At 60.8% G+C, this 15,464-nt stretch carries 14 protein-coding genes; 8 read left to right on the plus strand and 6 right to left on the minus strand.

Annotation, left to right across the window (positions count from 1 at the left end; all coding sequences use genetic code 11):
- Window positions 1-6: 6 nt before the first annotated feature.
- The 4 genes from groL (at window position 7) to BUB23_RS10890 (ending at window position 3,881) form a co-directional block, all read left to right on the plus strand.
- Window positions 7-1,629 carry a chaperonin GroEL gene (groL, locus tag BUB23_RS10875; protein WP_073103152.1) on the plus strand — a complete coding sequence of 541 codons (1,623 nt, stop codon included), beginning with the start codon at window positions 7-9 and terminating at the stop codon, window positions 1,627-1,629.
- Between the two features lie 321 nt (window positions 1,630-1,950).
- On the plus strand, window positions 1,951-2,487 hold the full coding sequence (locus BUB23_RS10880) for a nitrogen fixation protein NifQ (RefSeq protein ID WP_073103401.1): 537 nt from the start codon (window positions 1,951-1,953) through the stop codon (window positions 2,485-2,487).
- 265 nt (window positions 2,488-2,752) lie between these two features.
- Window positions 2,753-3,286 carry a Fur family transcriptional regulator gene (locus BUB23_RS10885; protein WP_073103153.1) on the plus strand — a complete coding sequence of 178 codons (534 nt, stop codon included), beginning with the start codon at window positions 2,753-2,755 and terminating at the stop codon, window positions 3,284-3,286.
- A 10-nt stretch (window positions 3,287-3,296) separates the two neighbouring features.
- Window positions 3,297-3,881, plus strand: coding sequence for a cysteine hydrolase family protein (locus BUB23_RS10890; RefSeq protein ID WP_073103154.1), 585 nt, complete (start codon window positions 3,297-3,299; stop codon window positions 3,879-3,881).
- 76 nt (window positions 3,882-3,957) lie between these two features.
- Here the strand turns inward: BUB23_RS10890 and BUB23_RS10895 are convergent, their stop codons facing one another.
- The 6 genes from BUB23_RS10895 to BUB23_RS10920 all read right to left on the minus strand — a co-directional run bounded on the left by BUB23_RS10895 (window position 3,958) and on the right by BUB23_RS10920 (window position 11,792).
- The gene (locus tag BUB23_RS10895; RefSeq protein ID WP_245801236.1) at window positions 3,958-5,361 is read right to left on the minus strand and encodes an efflux transporter outer membrane subunit; all 1,404 of its coding nucleotides are present in this window, start codon (window positions 5,359-5,361) and stop codon (window positions 3,958-3,960) included.
- On the minus strand, window positions 5,358-7,358 hold the full coding sequence (locus tag BUB23_RS10900; RefSeq protein ID WP_073103155.1) for a MacB family efflux pump subunit: 2,001 nt from the start codon (window positions 7,356-7,358) through the stop codon (window positions 5,358-5,360). Before BUB23_RS10900 ends, BUB23_RS10895 begins: the two co-directional genes overlap by 4 nt.
- Entirely contained in the window at window positions 7,352-8,545 is a 1,194-nt protein-coding gene (locus BUB23_RS10905; protein WP_073103156.1) for an efflux RND transporter periplasmic adaptor subunit, read from the minus strand. The genes BUB23_RS10900 and BUB23_RS10905 overlap by 7 nt, the downstream gene beginning before the upstream one ends.
- Before the next feature lie 25 nt (window positions 8,546-8,570).
- A complete protein-coding gene (locus BUB23_RS10910; RefSeq protein ID WP_073103157.1) occupies window positions 8,571-10,256 on the minus strand; it encodes a cyclic peptide export ABC transporter in 1,686 nt (561 codons plus the stop codon).
- Window positions 10,257-10,377: 121 nt separating this feature from the next.
- Window positions 10,378-10,593, minus strand: a complete 216-nt coding sequence (locus BUB23_RS10915; protein ID WP_073103158.1) for a hypothetical protein — start codon at window positions 10,591-10,593, stop codon at window positions 10,378-10,380.
- Window positions 10,590-11,792, minus strand: coding sequence for a PepSY-associated TM helix domain-containing protein (locus BUB23_RS10920; protein ID WP_073103159.1), 1,203 nt, complete (start codon window positions 11,790-11,792; stop codon window positions 10,590-10,592). Before BUB23_RS10920 ends, BUB23_RS10915 begins: the two co-directional genes overlap by 4 nt.
- Before the next feature lie 111 nt (window positions 11,793-11,903).
- On the opposite strand from BUB23_RS10920, the gene BUB23_RS10925 reads away from it, so the two are divergent.
- From BUB23_RS10925 to BUB23_RS10940, 4 genes are all read left to right on the plus strand, one after another.
- Window positions 11,904-12,668, plus strand: a complete 765-nt coding sequence (locus tag BUB23_RS10925) for a 4'-phosphopantetheinyl transferase family protein (protein ID WP_073103160.1) — start codon at window positions 11,904-11,906, stop codon at window positions 12,666-12,668.
- A 244-nt stretch (window positions 12,669-12,912) separates the two neighbouring features.
- A complete protein-coding gene (locus BUB23_RS10930; protein WP_073103161.1) occupies window positions 12,913-13,146 on the plus strand; it encodes an MbtH family protein in 234 nt (77 codons plus the stop codon).
- Between the two features lie 9 nt (window positions 13,147-13,155).
- Window positions 13,156-13,923, plus strand: a complete 768-nt coding sequence (locus tag BUB23_RS10935; RefSeq protein ID WP_073103162.1) for a thioesterase II family protein — start codon at window positions 13,156-13,158, stop codon at window positions 13,921-13,923.
- Between the two features lie 33 nt (window positions 13,924-13,956).
- Window positions 13,957-15,402, plus strand: coding sequence for a cupin domain-containing protein (locus BUB23_RS10940; protein ID WP_073103163.1), 1,446 nt, complete (start codon window positions 13,957-13,959; stop codon window positions 15,400-15,402).
- Window positions 15,403-15,464 lie beyond the last annotated feature (62 nt).

The following is a 15,464-nucleotide window of genomic DNA, read 5'->3' on the forward strand; positions in this document are numbered from 1 at the left end:
AGAAACATGAGTGCAAAAGACGTCAAATTCCACGACAGCGCCCGCCATCGCATCGTCACGGGCGTCAACATACTGGCCGATGCGGTGAAGGTCACGCTCGGCCCCAAGGGCCGCAATGTGCTGCTGGAGCGCAGCTTCGGGGCTCCGGCCATCACCAAGGACGGTGTGACGGTAGCCAAGGAAATCGAACTCAAGGACAAGTTCGAAAACATGGGCGCCCAGATCGTCAAGCAAGTCGCCTCCAAAACCGCCGATGTGGCCGGAGACGGCACCACGACGGCGACAGTGCTGGCCCAATCCATCGTTCAGGAAGGCATGAAGCATGTCGCCTCCGGCATGAACCCGATGGACCTGAAGCGCGGCATCGACCAGGCGGTATCGGCCGTGCTCGAGGAATTGCGCAAGCAGTCCAAGCCGATATCGACCAGCAGGGAGATCGCCCAAGTGGCGGCGCTGTCGGCGAATGCCGACGAGGCGATAGGCAAGATCATCGCCGATGCCATGGACAAGGTCGGCAAGGAAGGGGTGATTACCGTCGAGGACGGCAAATCCCTGGATAACGAGCTTGACGTGGTCGAGGGCATGCAGTTCGACCGCGGGTACCTGAGTCCATACTTCATCAACGATCCGGAAAAGCAGGTCGCCTATCTCGACGGTCCCCTGGTGCTGCTGCACGACAAGAAGATCTCCAACATCCGGGATCTCCTGCCCGTGCTCGAGTCCGCGGCCAAGGCGGGCAAGCCCTTGCTGATCGTTGCCGAGGACGTGGAGGGCGAGGCGCTGGCCACGCTGGTCGTGAACTCGATGCGCGGTGTGCTGAAGGTCGCGGCGGTAAAGGCGCCGGGCTTTGGCGACCGGCGCAAGACCATGCTCGAGGACATCGCCATCCTGACCGGCGCGACGGTGATTTCCGATGAAACCGGCAAGCAGCTTGAAAACGCCACCCTGGAAGATCTCGGCGGCGCCAAGCGCATCGAGGTCCAGAAGGAAAACACCATCATCATCGATGGCGCCGGCGACCAGGCGCGCATCGATGCCCGGGTGAAGTCCATCCAGGTTCAGATCGACCAGGCCACCAGCGACTATGACCGCGAAAAGCTGCAGGAGCGCGTCGCCAAGCTGGCCGGCGGCGTTGCGGTGATCAAGGTGGGCGCCGCGACCGAGGTCGAGATGAAGGAAAAGAAAGACCGAGTCGACGACGCCTTGCACGCCACGCGCGCGGCCGTCGAAGAGGGTATTGTGGCTGGCGGCGGCGTAGCCCTGTTGCGGGCCCGCGCGGCCCTGGCGGCGCTCAAGGGCATCAATGCCGACCAGGACGCCGGCATCCGCATCGCCCTGCGGGCGCTGGAAGCGCCGCTGCGGGCGATCGTCGACAACGCCGGCGGCGAAGCATCGGTCGTCCTGGCGAAAGTGCTTGAAGGCAAGGGCAACTTTGGCTACAACGCCGCGACAGGCGAGTATGGCGATCTGGTGGAGCTGGGCGTTGTCGATCCCACCAAGGTGACGCGCACGGCGCTGCAGAACGCGGCCTCCATCGCCGGCCTGATTCTGACCACCGATGCCACCGTGGCCGAGGCTCCGAAGGAAGAAAAGGCGGCGGCCGCGCCGGCTCCGGAAATGGACTTCTGATGAGCTGCGCCGCCTGACGGCCTGGAGCCGGGGCCCGGCCTATGCGCCGGGCCCCGCTGCTTCCTGAACCTGGTATTTCGCCGCTCCCGCTGCCGGCGGGCCGGCGATCTGCCACAGTCGTGACGCAGATCAATACCGAAGAGGCCATCCACCCCCACAGGGCAGCGCGGCCGCGTAAAATACGCCGTGCCAAGTCCGATAGGCTTTGGGGGAGATTTTGCCATGACTCATGCAGGCGCGGCGGGCGCCGGGTTCACGAGCGCGGGCATTTGCGGCGCGCAACAGCCGGTGGGCGCCCATGCCGCGCGCGTGCGCCAGTGGATGCAAGGCGCGCGCGATCCCGAATCGCCCGATGCGGCCCTGTTCGCCCAGCTCATCGCGCCCCGCTGCGAGCGCGGCGAACTCGGCCTGCTGGGCCTGTCCCCAGCCCAGGTGGATGCGCTGCTGGGGCGGCACTATTTCACGCAGGATGCCGCGGCGTTCGGCATGCCGGCATTCTCGGTCGTGCTGAGAACGCGTCAACGCAAAGATTTCGTGACCGCATTGTGTGCATTGCTGCTGCGGTATGCCAGCCCGGCGGTCAATCCCGATGACGCCCGCTGCATGGCATTGATTATCGCCAATGCATGCCTGCGCCCGGACCATCTGTGGCGCGATCTCGGGCTGGCGGGCCGCGAGGACGTGACCCAGCTGCTGGAGCGCTATTTCCCAGAACTCGTGGCGCGCAATACCGCGTACTGGCGCTGGAAGAAGTTCCTCGCCTACGAACTGGCTCTGTCCACCGGCGCCACGCCGGGTCCCGCCCCCGGCTGTCCTGGCTGCGAAGACTACGCGCATTGTTTTCCCTGTGAGCGGTAAAAGTCGAAGCCCCCGGCATGCTGCCTGAGGGCGGCGCGGAATGACTTCGGGTAGCGAGCTGGCGTGGCAGCGGGTAAAATTTCCCCGGGCGGATCGCCATGGCAGCGCTGCCATGGTCAAAACGAGAATTATTATTATTCTATCAATTCCACCCCCTAACCGTACATGGGCTTTCAACCCTCTACTATATAGTGATAAGCTATATGCATATCTCTCCCTGGCGCGCGGGGTTAACAATTAAAATTGAGTGATACTCACTCCACTGATGACGATGCTTAAACAAGATATTCGCGAAGAGCTGTTGAGTTTGAACATGAGGGCTACGGTGCCTCGTGTCGCGATCCTGGAGATCTTCCGTGACGAGCAGCGCCGCAAGACCGACAAAGCCAAGCTTTCCGGCGAGCGGCCGCAGGCCGTTCACTTCAGCACTGACGAAATGTTCAAGTTGCTGATAGGACGGAAAATCGACGTCGGCCTTGCCACGGTCTACCGTGTGATGCAGCAATTTGAAGAAGCGGGGGTGCTGTCCAGCAGCCGGTTCGATGCGGAGAGGGTTACGTATGAACTCAATGAAGGGCGTCCGCATGACCATATCGTCTGCTCGGTGTGCGGCCGGGTGGACGAGTTCTACGACAAGGCCATGATTGCGCGGCAGAAGGCGGTGGCGGACGATTTAGGCTACATGCTGCAAAACCATCAATTGGCGCTCTACGGCATCTGTTCAGTGTGTCAAAGCAAGATGGGAGCGGCAACAGTCAAAGGCAAGACCGTCAAGGCGCCGGGCGGGCGGCCGACTTAACGAGGTAAAAATGCGCGGACCCATTGCGCGCTGCGCATTGCTTCTCATTGATGTGCAGCAAGGTTTCAAGATCATGGAGCAGGAGGGCCGCAGCCGGAACAATGCGAGCGCCGAGGCGCACATCGCGCGGCTGCTGGCGGCCTTTCGCGGCGTCGGCGCCCGCGTCATTCATGTGCGGCACGCCTCGCTCGAGCCCGCTTCCCTCTTCAGGCAAGGCCAGCCTGGATTCGAAGCGCAGGATTTCGCCCGCGAGCGGGCAGGCGAACCCGTGCTGCTCAAAACGGTGAATTCGGCGTTTATCGGTACCGGTCTGGAAGAGCGCCTGCGCACCGGCGGCATCGATAGCTTGGTCGTGGCCGGCGCCACGACCAACCATTGTGTGGAGACCACCCTGCGGATGGCCGCAAACCTCGGATTCAACGCCCAGTTGGTCAGCGACGCCAGCTGGACGTTCGACCTTGTCGGTGTGCACGGCGAGTCCTATCCCGCCGAGCTGGTTCATGCGTTAAGCCTTGCGAACGTGCATGGCGAGTTCGGCGAGGTCGTGACCACCGCGCAGGTGCTGGCCGCCCTGGCTGTGGCCCAAGACGCGTAATGCAGTCCAGCCGCGCCATGGGCGGGCGCGTGGCTTATGGTGCAGCGCGAGGCGATGCGATCAAGGATGTGGACCGTTAGGGGCTATCGGGCGGCAACGCCCAGCCGCCGCCCAGCGCCTTGCACAACCCGACGCTGGCTTGCAGCCGGGACTGTCTCAACTGTGCGTGCAGATCCATCGACGCGTACAGTGTGCGCTGCGCATCGAGCACGGTCAGAAATGTCTCCGCGCCGGCTTTGTAGCGTGCCTGCGCCAGGGTGAAGGCAGTGCGCGCCTGGGAAAGTTCCTGCTGCTGCGCCTCGGCCTGGCGATCCAGGCCCTCAATGGCGTTCAGCGCGCGTTCGACATCGCCGAAGGCGGACACAATGGTGGATCGATATTGGGCGAGCAGTTCCTCGCGCTGTGCCACCGTCAGGTCGCGGCCCGCGGCGAGCCGACCCGCGTTGAAGATGGGCGCGGTCAGCGCCGCCGCGACGCTATAAAGCGGGTTATCAAGGAGGGTGATCAGATGATCGCTGCCGTAACCCACGCCCGCGGTGAGATTCAGGGCGGGCAGCATCGCTGCGCGCGCGGCCAGGATGTTGGCATCGGCTACGGCCAGGTCGGCCTCGGCGCGCGCGATATCGGGGCGGCGATGCAATAGCGCCGAGGGAAGGCCGGCGCGGATCGAGGGCGCCTTCAGGGATTCCAGCGAGGCGGTGTCCAGGGCGAGGTCGCCCACGTGGCGCCCCAGCAGTACGGAGAGCGAATTTTCGCTGTCGCCGATCTGCTGATCGACCGCGGCGATGCTGCGATCCTGGGCAGCAAGCAGTCCGCGTTGCTGCGCCTGCTCGAGCGGCGTGGCCGCGCCGGCGCGAACCTGGGATTCGACCAGCTTAAGCACCTGGGCGGCATTGTCCCGGTTCAGATGCGCGATCGCCAGTCGCTGGCGCAACCCCACTGTCTGCAGCCATAGCCGCGCCGCGCCCGCGCTGATGGTCAGGCGAACCGTATCCCGATCATAGTCGGTCGCGCGAAGAGTGGCCAGGGCGCTGTCGCGCACGGCGCGGTTGCCGCCCCAGAAGTCGATTTCGTAGCTTGCAGTAAAACCGGCGGACAACGCCGTTCCGGTAACCGCCGCATGGCCGCCCAGTTGTCCCTGGCGGCTGGCTGACAGGGCAGCGTCCACCTCAGGCAACAGTGGGGCCCCGGCGATCCGGGCATAGGCCTGCGCCTGGCGTACCCGCGCGGTGGCCGCCGCCACGTCGTAGCTTTGCGCGACGGCCTGGGTCACGATACGGTCAAGCTCGCGGCTACCGAACTGTGTCCACCAGTGGTCGCTTACCCTATCGCTGCGGGTTGGCGTGCCGGATGCGGCAAAATGCCAGGCGGCGGGTACGGCGGTTTTACGATTGGCGGGGTTTTCGGACAGCGCGCATCCGGCCAGGATGCACAGCGGCATCACCGTGATCGCAAGGGTTAGGCGCCGGGTCGTCATCATTCGCTCGCCAGGGCCACCACCGGATCCAGCCGGGCGGCTTGACGCGCGGGCATGAAGCCAAAGATCAGTCCCGTTGCCAAGGCGCAGGCAAAAGCGCCCAGGATCGCGCGTACCGAGAAGATGATCGCCACGTCCCAGAAGATGAGCGCGGCACCCAGACACAAACCGATAACGACGCCGGCCACGCCGCCGACCAGCGACACCAGGATCGCTTCGGTCAGAAATTGGCGCAGAATGTCGCGCTCGCGCGCACCCGTCGCCATCCGGATGCCGATTTCGCGGGTGCGCTCCTTCACGGTCATCAGCATAATGTTCATGACGCCAATACCCCCGACCACAAGCGAAATGGCCGCGATCAGGCCAAGCATCATCGTCAGCGTCTGCTGTGTGTCTTCCTGCGCCTTGACCGAGGCGGCGCGGTTATAGACCTTGAAGTCCTGGATATGATGCGCCTGGGCAAGCGGCGTGGTAATCAGGCGGGCTGTCTCGTTGACGATGTCCAGATTATCGACGAGCACCGATATCCAGGAAAGATTGGTGGTGCCGAGCACGCGCCGGCTGCCCGTCGAAAAGGGCACCATGATCACATCGTCGTCATCGGATTCGCCCGACGTGGCGCCTTTTTCCTCCAGCTCGCCAATCACCTGGAAGGGCACATTGTTGACCAGGACGTATTGGCCCAGTGGATTCTTCGCGCCGAACAATCGTTCGCTCACGCGTTTGCCCAGCAGAACGACGGTGGCAAGGTTGCGTTCGTCCTCCTTGGTGAAAAAGACGCCTCGTGATGGCTTCCAACTCAACACTTTGGGCGCATCCGTTGTAACCGCCCACAGTGGCGCCGAGGTATCGACGCTTCCGGCGCGCAGCGTGACCTTGCCCTGGACAAACGGCATGGCCACCGTCACATTGGGCACACTCGCCACGATGTCCACATCTGCTTCGGACAGCGTGCCTCCGGGCCCGCGCTCGTTGTCCCCGCCGGGGATGACATACATACGGTTGACGCCGAACGTGGCGAGCTTGGCAATGACTGTTTCTTGAGTGCCCGCGCCGATCGCGAGCATCACGATGACCGAGGCCACACCGATGACGATGCCAAGCAGTGTGAGCATCGTGCGAAAGCGGTTCACCCACATCACCTCCCAGGCCGCACGCACCGCTTCGAGCATGTCGGCCACCGGCGTAGCGGCGTGTGCTACCCCGCGGGCCATGAGGGCCGGAAAGTTGCGTGCGCTGAGCAGTTCATTGGCCGCTTGGGTCCGGGATTGCGGTTCGGCGGATGGGTCCGACGGGGTATCGGCGATGATCTGCCCATCGCGGATTTCAACGATGCGCTGCGCCTGACTGGCGACATCCCGGTCATGGGTGATCAGAATGACGGTATGGCCCGCTTGCGCGAGTTCGCGCAATAACGCCATGACTTCGGCGCCGCTGCGGCTGTCCAGAGCGCCGGTGGGCTCGTCGGCCAGGATGATATGGCCGCCGTTCATCAAGGCGCGCGCGATCGACACGCGTTGCTGCTGTCCCCCCGATAACTGGTGGGGACGGTGCGCCAATCGGTCGCCCAGGCCTAAACGCGACAAGAGCAATTCCGCACGGGATTCGCGCTTTGCCTGAGTGATGCCGGCATAGACGGCCGGCACCTCGACGTTATGCAGCGCGTCGATGGTCCGTATCAGGTGGTAGCCTTGAAATACGAATCCGAACGCTGCTCGGCGCAGCCATGCGAGTTCGTCTGCGGTAAAGCGGGCAATGTCCCGGCCAGCAAAGAGGTACCGCCCGGAACTAGGACGATCCAGACAGCCCAGGATGTGCATCAGCGTCGATTTGCCGGACCCCGAGGCACCGACAAGCGCGACGAACTCGCCGGCATGGATCTTGAGCGACAGGCCTCGGAGTACCTCGACCGCCGGAGCGCCGTCGGCCCCCCCGTAGCTGCGCCGGATATCGCAAAGCTCGATCAAGGGCGGTTCGGTGTTGCGCGCCGGGGCTACCACCTGAATCTCCCGGCGCCAGCGTGCGTCTCATGGATCGCCGTCACGAGGGAATCGCCTTCGCTTAAGCCCGAGAGCACCTGTGCATTCAAGCGGTCATGCACGCCGATCTTGACCTTGCGCTCGATCACCTCTGCGCCGGACAGGATTTTGGCGGCGTAGGTGTCTTGCTTCAGATTCACTGGCTGTAACGACGGCGTCGGGGCCAGTATGGCGTTTTCCGCCGAAGCGACGATGAAAAACACTTGGGCGCTCATTTGCGGCATCAGGGCGCCATCGGCATTGTCGACATCCACGAGCACCGTATATAAGACCACCTTGCCCGACGTCCCGGCCGTGGGTGCGGGAGGCGCAGTATTGGGATCCTGGCCGGCCGGCGTGGGCGGCGCGGGCAAGATCTGGCGTACCGTGCCGGTCCAGCGCCGTGGTCCAGTATCGGTCTGGCCGCTAAGCGTCGTAAAATACACCGGCATGCCCGTTCTGACGCGCTTGATATCGGCTTCGGACACTTCGGTCCACACCGTCATGTGCGACAGATCGGCGATGCGCAGAATCGTCGGGGTTTGATAAGTCGCATTGAGCGTTTGGCCTTCGCGCGCATCGAGCGTGACGACCGTGCCGGCCATCGGTGCGTAGATGCGGGTATAGCCAAGTTGCGCTTGGTCGCCCTTCAGCGTGGACAGAGCAGCGTCAATCTGTGCGCGCAGATTGTCGATGCTCGCCACGGCCACCCGTAACGCGGCGTGTGCCGTCTGAATGTCTTCTTGCCGTGTGGCGCCGTCGACCGCCATTTTGCGCTGACGCTCGTATTGCTGCCAGGCCAGATCGCGGTTCGCCTGCTGTTCGGCCAATTGCGCCTTCAGACCGGCCAGATTGGCCTGGTCGACATCGACCTTGGCTTGCTGGATGGACGGATCAATCTCGACCAGCAGTTGTCCTTTCTGTACATGGTCGCCGGGCTGCACCGCGATGCGACGGATGGCCCCCGAGGCTTGCGCGCCCACGTCGACATAGCTGCGTGGCCGCAAGTTGCCCAGCGCGGTGACGGTAAGCTCAATGTTGCCGCGGCCAATGGTCACCGTGTCGATATGGCGCTCGGTGCGAAAGAACGTCGCCCAGAGGATGATTATGAACGCTGCGAGGACGACTGGAGGCAGTGCGAAGCGACGTATTCTTGATCGAGGCGGCATGCTGGGCGTTTCTTTTTCTTGAGGCTTAGGCGACAGGTTGCGGGGCGGATGCCGTGGCGGTGTCCCGGTTTTCTGCCATCTGGCCATCGCGCAGGGTGACGCGCCGGTCCGCGACATGGAAGTAGCGGTCATCGTGCGAAATGGCGATGACCGTGCGGCCTTGCTGTTTCAGGGCTGGCAGGATCTCGGTGTAAAAGACGCGCCGGAATTCTGGATCCTGATCGGCGGCCCATTCGTCAAATACCAAGAGAGGGCGGCCCTCGACCCAGGTATGGATCAGGGCGAGACGCTTTCGTTGCCCTGTGGACAAATCCGTTGTGGTGAATCGGCCATCCTTGACCGTCACTTTGTTTGCGATTTCCAGGCGTTCGAGATATTTGACGGCTTCATCGGGCAAAACCCCTTCGGGAAGGCTGAGCTCGTCGAAGAGGAAATAGTCCGAGAATATGGTTGCAAAGGACTGCCGATAGCCATCCAAACGGTCGTCGGAAAGTGGAACGCCATTGACCAGGATAGTTCCAGATGCTGGTGCATAGAGGCCCAGCAACAGCTTGATGAGCGTGGTCTTGCCCCCACCGTTTTCGCCTGTGATGAAGAGTATTTCCCCTGCTTGCAGGCACAGGTCTATGGGGCCCAGCACAAACGCATTTCCACCCTCAGGCGCCGGAAAAGCAAATTTCACGGCCCGCAGTTCGATGGTCTTGATAGCCTCGCCTTCGCCGTCACCGGCGTGCTGTTCGTCGAGCGTGAGTCCGGTTTCAGGACTGTTGAAGCGCTGCGAGAGTTCGGCCAGGCGCTTCATGGCGATCTGTGCGCGTGCGAACATCGGGAATTGGCCGATGATCTGGGTCAGCGGCCCCTTTACGTAGAGCAAGACAAGAACGAAGCCCCCAATGGTGGCCTGCTGATCCGATGCCGCATCGCTGTGAAGTACGAGCAAAAGGCCGATCACAAAGAAGAACAGCGCGGAGCCAAACGCGTTGGCGGCGCAAAAGACAACGACTCCTCCCATGAACGCTTCGACGATTCTGCGGGTCGCCGCCTGGATCTTATTTGTGTACATATCGATGCGGCGAGGGCGGTGCATGCGCAGCTCCTTGGCGCCTTCGATGATGGAACGATAGTGCTTTTGCAGTTGATCCTCGGCATCGCGTGTAATCGAGAAGCCGCGCATCCCCTTGGATCGTGCCCAGCCGGTGGCAATCGATCCGAGCGCGACGGCAATCACCGTGACGAGGAACATGATCGGCGACAACCAACACATATAGGCGAAACAACCTAACGTCACGGCCACGGCGATCGCAAAGCCGGAAAATCCGAAGGTGAAATTGCTGATGGTGCTGATGTCTTGATTCAGCGCAGTGAGCATGCGATGGGGCTGATAGCGTTCAATCTCGACGATAGGCGCCCGTAATATCTTGGCGGATAAATCATTGCGCAGGCTGGCGATGATTCTTTGACCGACCAGCGTGTTGCCTATATCGGAGATGATCTCTCCAACCAGCGTAACGACAAATAGTACGACGAAGGTAAGTATCAATTGGTTGGTGATGCCGGTGCTACTGTGCAGGCTATGGTTGATGGTGGCCAATAGTGATGCTGTGGCCAGCCCGCTGGCGGTGCCGGCGAGGGTGGCAAGGGTTGCGACAAGCCAGAACGGGCGTAGCAGGTGCATGACGGTGCGCAGTAATCCCGATGTATGTTCCGACATGTCGTCTGTTCCTATGATTACGGGCGAAACGCCGCGGTGGCGTGGATAGCCGATGAACGGCTAGGTTGCGCGCCTGAGTCCGCGAACGGTGTACTGGGTGGAAATACGGTCGCCAAACACTTCATGGTTTGGCGACCGCCTTCTTGTTCTTGTCATCTAACCCCTTTGATCGGAAGCTGCAGGTCAGTCCGACTGCGATGGGAATCAGCAATGCGATCCAGGCCAGTCCGTGCCAGATGCCGGTACCCAGTAACGCGCTGAGCAGCCCAAATGCCGTGACTAGTGCAAGGATGGCCGGAATGCCCCATATTCGTAGCCGATGCTGTTCAGCATTCATGCGGTCTCCCTGATGCCATCGATCGGTATCGGTGAGGTGGCATTGAGCCGCTGTATCAGCCGATTGACTCGTTCGTCTTGCGCTTTGCGGCGGGCGACCCACAAGTACAGGCCACTACCCAATACCACGAGGGTGATGAGGTCTAGCAAGGTCCAGATGATTTTCAGAGGCAGTCCGCCATAGTCGCCGAAATGCAAGGGCCGCGAGACCTCCAGCGCGCGCAGATACCAGGGCATTTTGATGATGGAAGTGAGCGATCCGGTACGCGCGTCAACGAGCAGCGGGCTGAATAATCGGGAGGTCAGTGGAGTGTTGCCTTTTGCCCAAATGAGATAGTGGTATGCACTGCCGAACCTGCCGCCTGGATAGGACACGCTCAGCACCGTCATAGCCGGCACTGCGCGCTTGGCGGTAATGACAGCCTCTTGAAGCGAAGAAAATTCCTTCGGATTTGGAGGAGGGGCACCTTGCCAGGGCAGCAGCATAGCCTGAACATCGGTTCGTTGCCACAACGCGAATAGCGGGGTCGAAAATTCGTTTAGCGCTCCGGTGAAACCCACCACCAACACCCAGACCAGTGTCACGATGCCGAACAGGTTGTGCAGATCCAGCCATTTCAGGCGCGATGAGCGGCCCTTGCGCACAGTTCCGAACTCCAGTTTTTTCATGAATGGGCCATAGAGCGCCACTCCCGAAACAGCCGCTAGCACGAATAAGATCCCCATTAGCCCCAGGAATAATTGACCGGGCAGGCGGGCAAACAGGTCGATGTGGAGTCGCATCATGAGAGTGAGAAAGTTCATTGACCGTTCGGCAGCCGGCTTGGACTCCTCGAGGATCTGGCCCGTGCGCGAATCGAATTTGATCCAGTGGTTGCTGTCTGGGGTGTCCTCGGATTCCTTCCACGAAGGCGCAAGCCCAATAATTACTTGCGGTTCATCGTCATCCATGAACGCGGAAGTAATGATCTGCTCGGGATATTTCTGTTTCGCGACATCGACTAAGTGATCCAGATCGGCGAGAGGGGCATTTGCGGGCAGTACCGCATAAGGCGGATCGTCATCGAGCCACGTGCTAATCTCATCCGAGAAGATGAGTGGCAGCCCGGTCAGGCAAAGCGTGAGCAAGAAGGCCGTGCAGACCAAACTGGTCCACTTGTGAATGGAATACCAGAGTCTGATACTCTTGGCCATCGACATGTACGCTCTCTCCATAATGTTATAAAACCGACGAGCGAATTTGGATACGCGACGTGCTTGCTAGCAAAAATTTCGGCTATTATAGAACGATTCTCATTATTGAAGTGGACCATGTCTGCCTCCTTTAATCTGGAAGAGATCATGGAAGGCACGGCCCAGGATCGAGCCTGTCGCGTGACCAGCATAGGCTCCGACGAGCTCCCTGCGGCTATCACGCTTTGGCGCATCGACTTGGATCTTCAGGCTGACATCCCCGAAGACATGCTCGGCCGGCTCGATGCAGCAGAGCTGAACCGCGCGGCGCGTTATCAGCAACATGCCGATCGCGTGCGGTTCACCATTACTCGCGTAGTGCTCAAGCACGCGCTCAGCCGCGTCGCGCCAGGGACCGATCCCAGGGAAATCCACTTGGACGCGGACTGTCGCGATAAGCCTCTCTGGAAGGGCCAACCCATCGAATTCAATGTGACCCATTCAGGAAAGCAAGCCTATGTTGCAGTATCCCGATTCGGCCGGGTTGGTGTAGACGTGGAAGAGCAGCGCGCTGATTTCGACTACGAGGAGGTTTGCGCGACTGTGTTTACCGGTAAGGAGCTGCATGCTTTGAGCGAGATACCGCCCAGTCACCGCCGGCGCGGGTTCTACGACTGCTGGGTCCGCAAGGAGGCGGTGCTCAAGGCGACTGGCCTGGGTATTACACAATGCCTACAGGATTTTTCAACGGTGCGTGGCGCATGTGATCGGTGGCGCATCGAGGTATCCGAGTGTGCCGATTCGTCCACCGCTGCCATGCTGCGGTCATTGTCGATCAGTATGCTTGACGCCGGGCCGAAATATTCAGCCGCCATCGCGTTCGATATGCAGCCCAAAGCGTAGGGTCGGCAGGGTAGCACCTTGTCATTGTAGGTGCTTTGCGCGGCCCCGCAGCGCGGATAGCGTCGCCACGGACGTGGTGCCCCCGCATGGAACTTCATGAAAGAATTGTGTTGACAGAACGTTCACGAGTTCGGTACATTTCTCCAATAAATGGAATGATTATCATTTTGCATCATGTAAGTGCTGGATTAAGGCATAGGCGTGCTGGGGCTATTTTGTTTTATTAACTAGGCAAGGAGCGGCGATGAGCTGGGACGACGAGAATGCGACGTTCAAGGTGGTGGTCAACCACGAGGAGCAGTACTCCATATGGCCGGCCTACAAATCGAAAATTCCGGGCGGTTGGCGTGAGGCGGGCAAGGAGGGCACCAAGGCAGAATGTCTGGCCTATATCGAAGAGCACTGGACCGACATGCGTCCGCTGAGCCTTCGAAAGGCGATGGATGGCGATTCTGCGACGACCACGACCGCAGCGTAAAGGCGTCCAGTGGCGGCTCCTCTCAATCTATTGTGCCTGCCGTATGCCGGCGGCAATGCCTCCGTCTACCGGGAGTGGTCAGCCCGAATGCCAGGATGGGTCAATGTCATCCCCCTGCATATGCCGGGCCGGGGCGTGCGGCAGCGGATGGCGCCGGTTCACGAGTGGAAGGCGTTGCTGGACCTGTTGGTCGATGACGTCCGCACGGATCTGGGCCGTCCCTTTGCCATTTTTGGCCATAGCATGGGGGCTCTGATCGGCGTTGAACTGGCGTATGAGTTGCGGGATCGGTATCGAGTGTCTCCGGTCTGGTTCGGCGCTTCGGCGTGCATTGCGCCGTCGCGGCGGGAGCGGGAAGACAAGTGGCTGGATTGCCCCGCGGACGAGCTCTTCGAAGAAATAAAGTCGCTTAACGGGACGGCCGATGAACTGTTGGGAAACCCCGAGTTGATGGCTCTGGTGACCCCCATGCTGCGCGCGGATTTTCATCTGTGCGGCACGCATCACTACCGCAAGCGTTTGCCACTGCAGTGCCCGATGTTGGTACTCGGCGGCACGCGCGACGAAGATGTCGTGAAAGACCGTGACAATCTGCTGGCTTGGTCCGAAGAGACCTCCGGTCCCGTTAGTGTGGAAATGCTTGAAGCTGACCACTTCTTTATCAATACACACCGTAGCTGGGTGATAGACAAGGTTTCTTCGAGCCTGGAGCGCGATTCGCTCCTGCGTCCGATTTCTCGGAGCAACCCGCAAGAAAAGAAGTGTGCGGCCATGTAGCCCATATCAGAAATATTAGTCAGGAGAGCAATCGTGAACCAGTCATCTCTGCCACCGCTTTTTGATTTCTCGCAGCATAAGCCGCGTCGGGACGAAATTTTGGGTCTGATCAAGCAATTTGCGTCGCATGAGGCGTTCCGCAGCGCGGTGGTCGATGAGCTGGAACTCGATGAGGATTTTTATCGCCGACCGCTGCGTCCCGAAGACCTGGCCTTTCTTAAATTCCAAAAGCCGATCTCGGCCGAGACGGTCAGCCGCCTTCCTTCGCTCGCCACCAATCGGTTGCTGCTTAGCATCAATGAGCTTGGCATTGCCCGCTTGCCCAGGCGACAGAACGCGTTGGAGTTCGAACGGTTCGAGAGTTTCTATCGGGACAGCAACCAATTATTGGGTCAACAAATCCGCCCATACCTGGAAAGTTACGGCTTCACCTATTTGGGCAACGAACCGGTCGCGGGCAAGGTGATTCGAGACTATTCCCGCCTTGTTCGAGAAGTGTTCGATGCCGAACAGCGTCATTGGGCCGGCCTGTTCGCGATGTTGACGCGCAACGATTACCTGAACGAAGGGCTGCGTTTGATCCTTATTCAGCAGTGGGCCCTGGCGCCATCCCGTCGCAGCGCACTTGCGCGCGCGGCCGCATCGGGTTATTTCGCTGGTATTGCATCCACAGACTGGCCGACACTTGCGGGCGCGTTGCCATCCGACGCGTTGATGCGCGAGGTGGCGGCCATGTCGGGCGTCGCCAGGCAATCTCATTCGTATTGGCAGTTTTATCTGCCGACCAGTTTGGCCAAGGTTAATCTGCTCTATGCGCTGGGATCACGACCTGATCGGGCGTTCGCGCTGCTGGGCGCCGCGTTTGCGGCCGAGGCCGAATGGCTGGCCTTTGGCGCCGCGCTGCTCGCGGCCTGCCCGCATTTGAAGCAGTTGGAGGCTGTCCCGCCCGCCAACGAAGAATCTCTCTATGCCGATCTGGACCGGCGCCTGCGTCATGCCTTGGCTGTCGTCGAAGATATCCATGGCGGCAACGCGCTGTCCCGGGTAGGCCAGGGTGCAGGCGCCTATGCGAAGCTTGCGGACCGGGCGCGCTGGGACCTGGGTGAGCAATTGCGCTGGCTTTCCGCTATCCCGCGATATTGCGCATGGGCCAGAGTCATCGACCAACGCATCCAGGTGGAGTACCCGAATATCGACCGCGACACGTTCGTGGAGCCGCGCGAGATGTGCTCGACCACGCATGTGCATAGCGACCATCGGCTGGTCGTCATCGAGCGCGGAGATATGGTGTTCTGGGGAAATCTGGGTATGCAACTGAAGATGACGGTGGGCGACATGGTGCTGATTCCGGACGGGCGATTGCACGGCTCTACCGTCGTATCCGAGGAGTGTACGTATCACCAGCCTATCATCCCGGACGCGTGGATCGAAGAATTGTTGGCCGAAACTGCGATTCGTCATCCGGTGCAAGCACATTGATCGAATAAATGAACCTGCCGCAGGCGCGATTTGGCCAGATGCGGGGAGAAACGGAGAGCGGC

Source organism: Pollutimonas bauzanensis, assembly GCF_900129885.1.
GTDB lineage: Bacteria > Pseudomonadota > Gammaproteobacteria > Burkholderiales > Burkholderiaceae_B > Pollutimonas > Pollutimonas bauzanensis.

Bases quoted from the DNA above. Each gene is read 5' to 3' on its own strand.
- groL (WP_073103152.1), top strand. From the start codon at position 7: ATGAGTGCAAAAGACGTCAAATTCCACGACAGCGCCCGCCATCGCATC.
- BUB23_RS10880 (WP_073103401.1), top strand. From the start codon at position 1,951: ATGCAAGGCGCGCGCGATCCCGAATCGCCCGATGCGGCCCTGTTCGCC.
- BUB23_RS10885 (WP_073103153.1), top strand. From the start codon at position 2,753: ATGACGATGCTTAAACAAGATATTCGCGAAGAGCTGTTGAGTTTGAAC.
- BUB23_RS10890 (WP_073103154.1), top strand. From the start codon at position 3,297: ATGCGCGGACCCATTGCGCGCTGCGCATTGCTTCTCATTGATGTGCAG.
- BUB23_RS10895 (WP_245801236.1), bottom strand. From the start codon at position 5,361: ATGATGACGACCCGGCGCCTAACCCTTGCGATCACGGTGATGCCGCTG.
- BUB23_RS10905 (WP_073103156.1), bottom strand. From the start codon at position 8,545: ATGCCGCCTCGATCAAGAATACGTCGCTTCGCACTGCCTCCAGTCGTC.
- BUB23_RS10910 (WP_073103157.1), bottom strand. From the start codon at position 10,256: ATGTCGGAACATACATCGGGATTACTGCGCACCGTCATGCACCTGCTA.
- BUB23_RS10915 (WP_073103158.1), bottom strand. From the start codon at position 10,593: ATGAATGCTGAACAGCATCGGCTACGAATATGGGGCATTCCGGCCATC.
- BUB23_RS10920 (WP_073103159.1), bottom strand. From the start codon at position 11,792: ATGTCGATGGCCAAGAGTATCAGACTCTGGTATTCCATTCACAAGTGG.
- BUB23_RS10925 (WP_073103160.1), top strand. From the start codon at position 11,904: ATGTCTGCCTCCTTTAATCTGGAAGAGATCATGGAAGGCACGGCCCAG.
- BUB23_RS10930 (WP_073103161.1), top strand. From the start codon at position 12,913: ATGAGCTGGGACGACGAGAATGCGACGTTCAAGGTGGTGGTCAACCAC.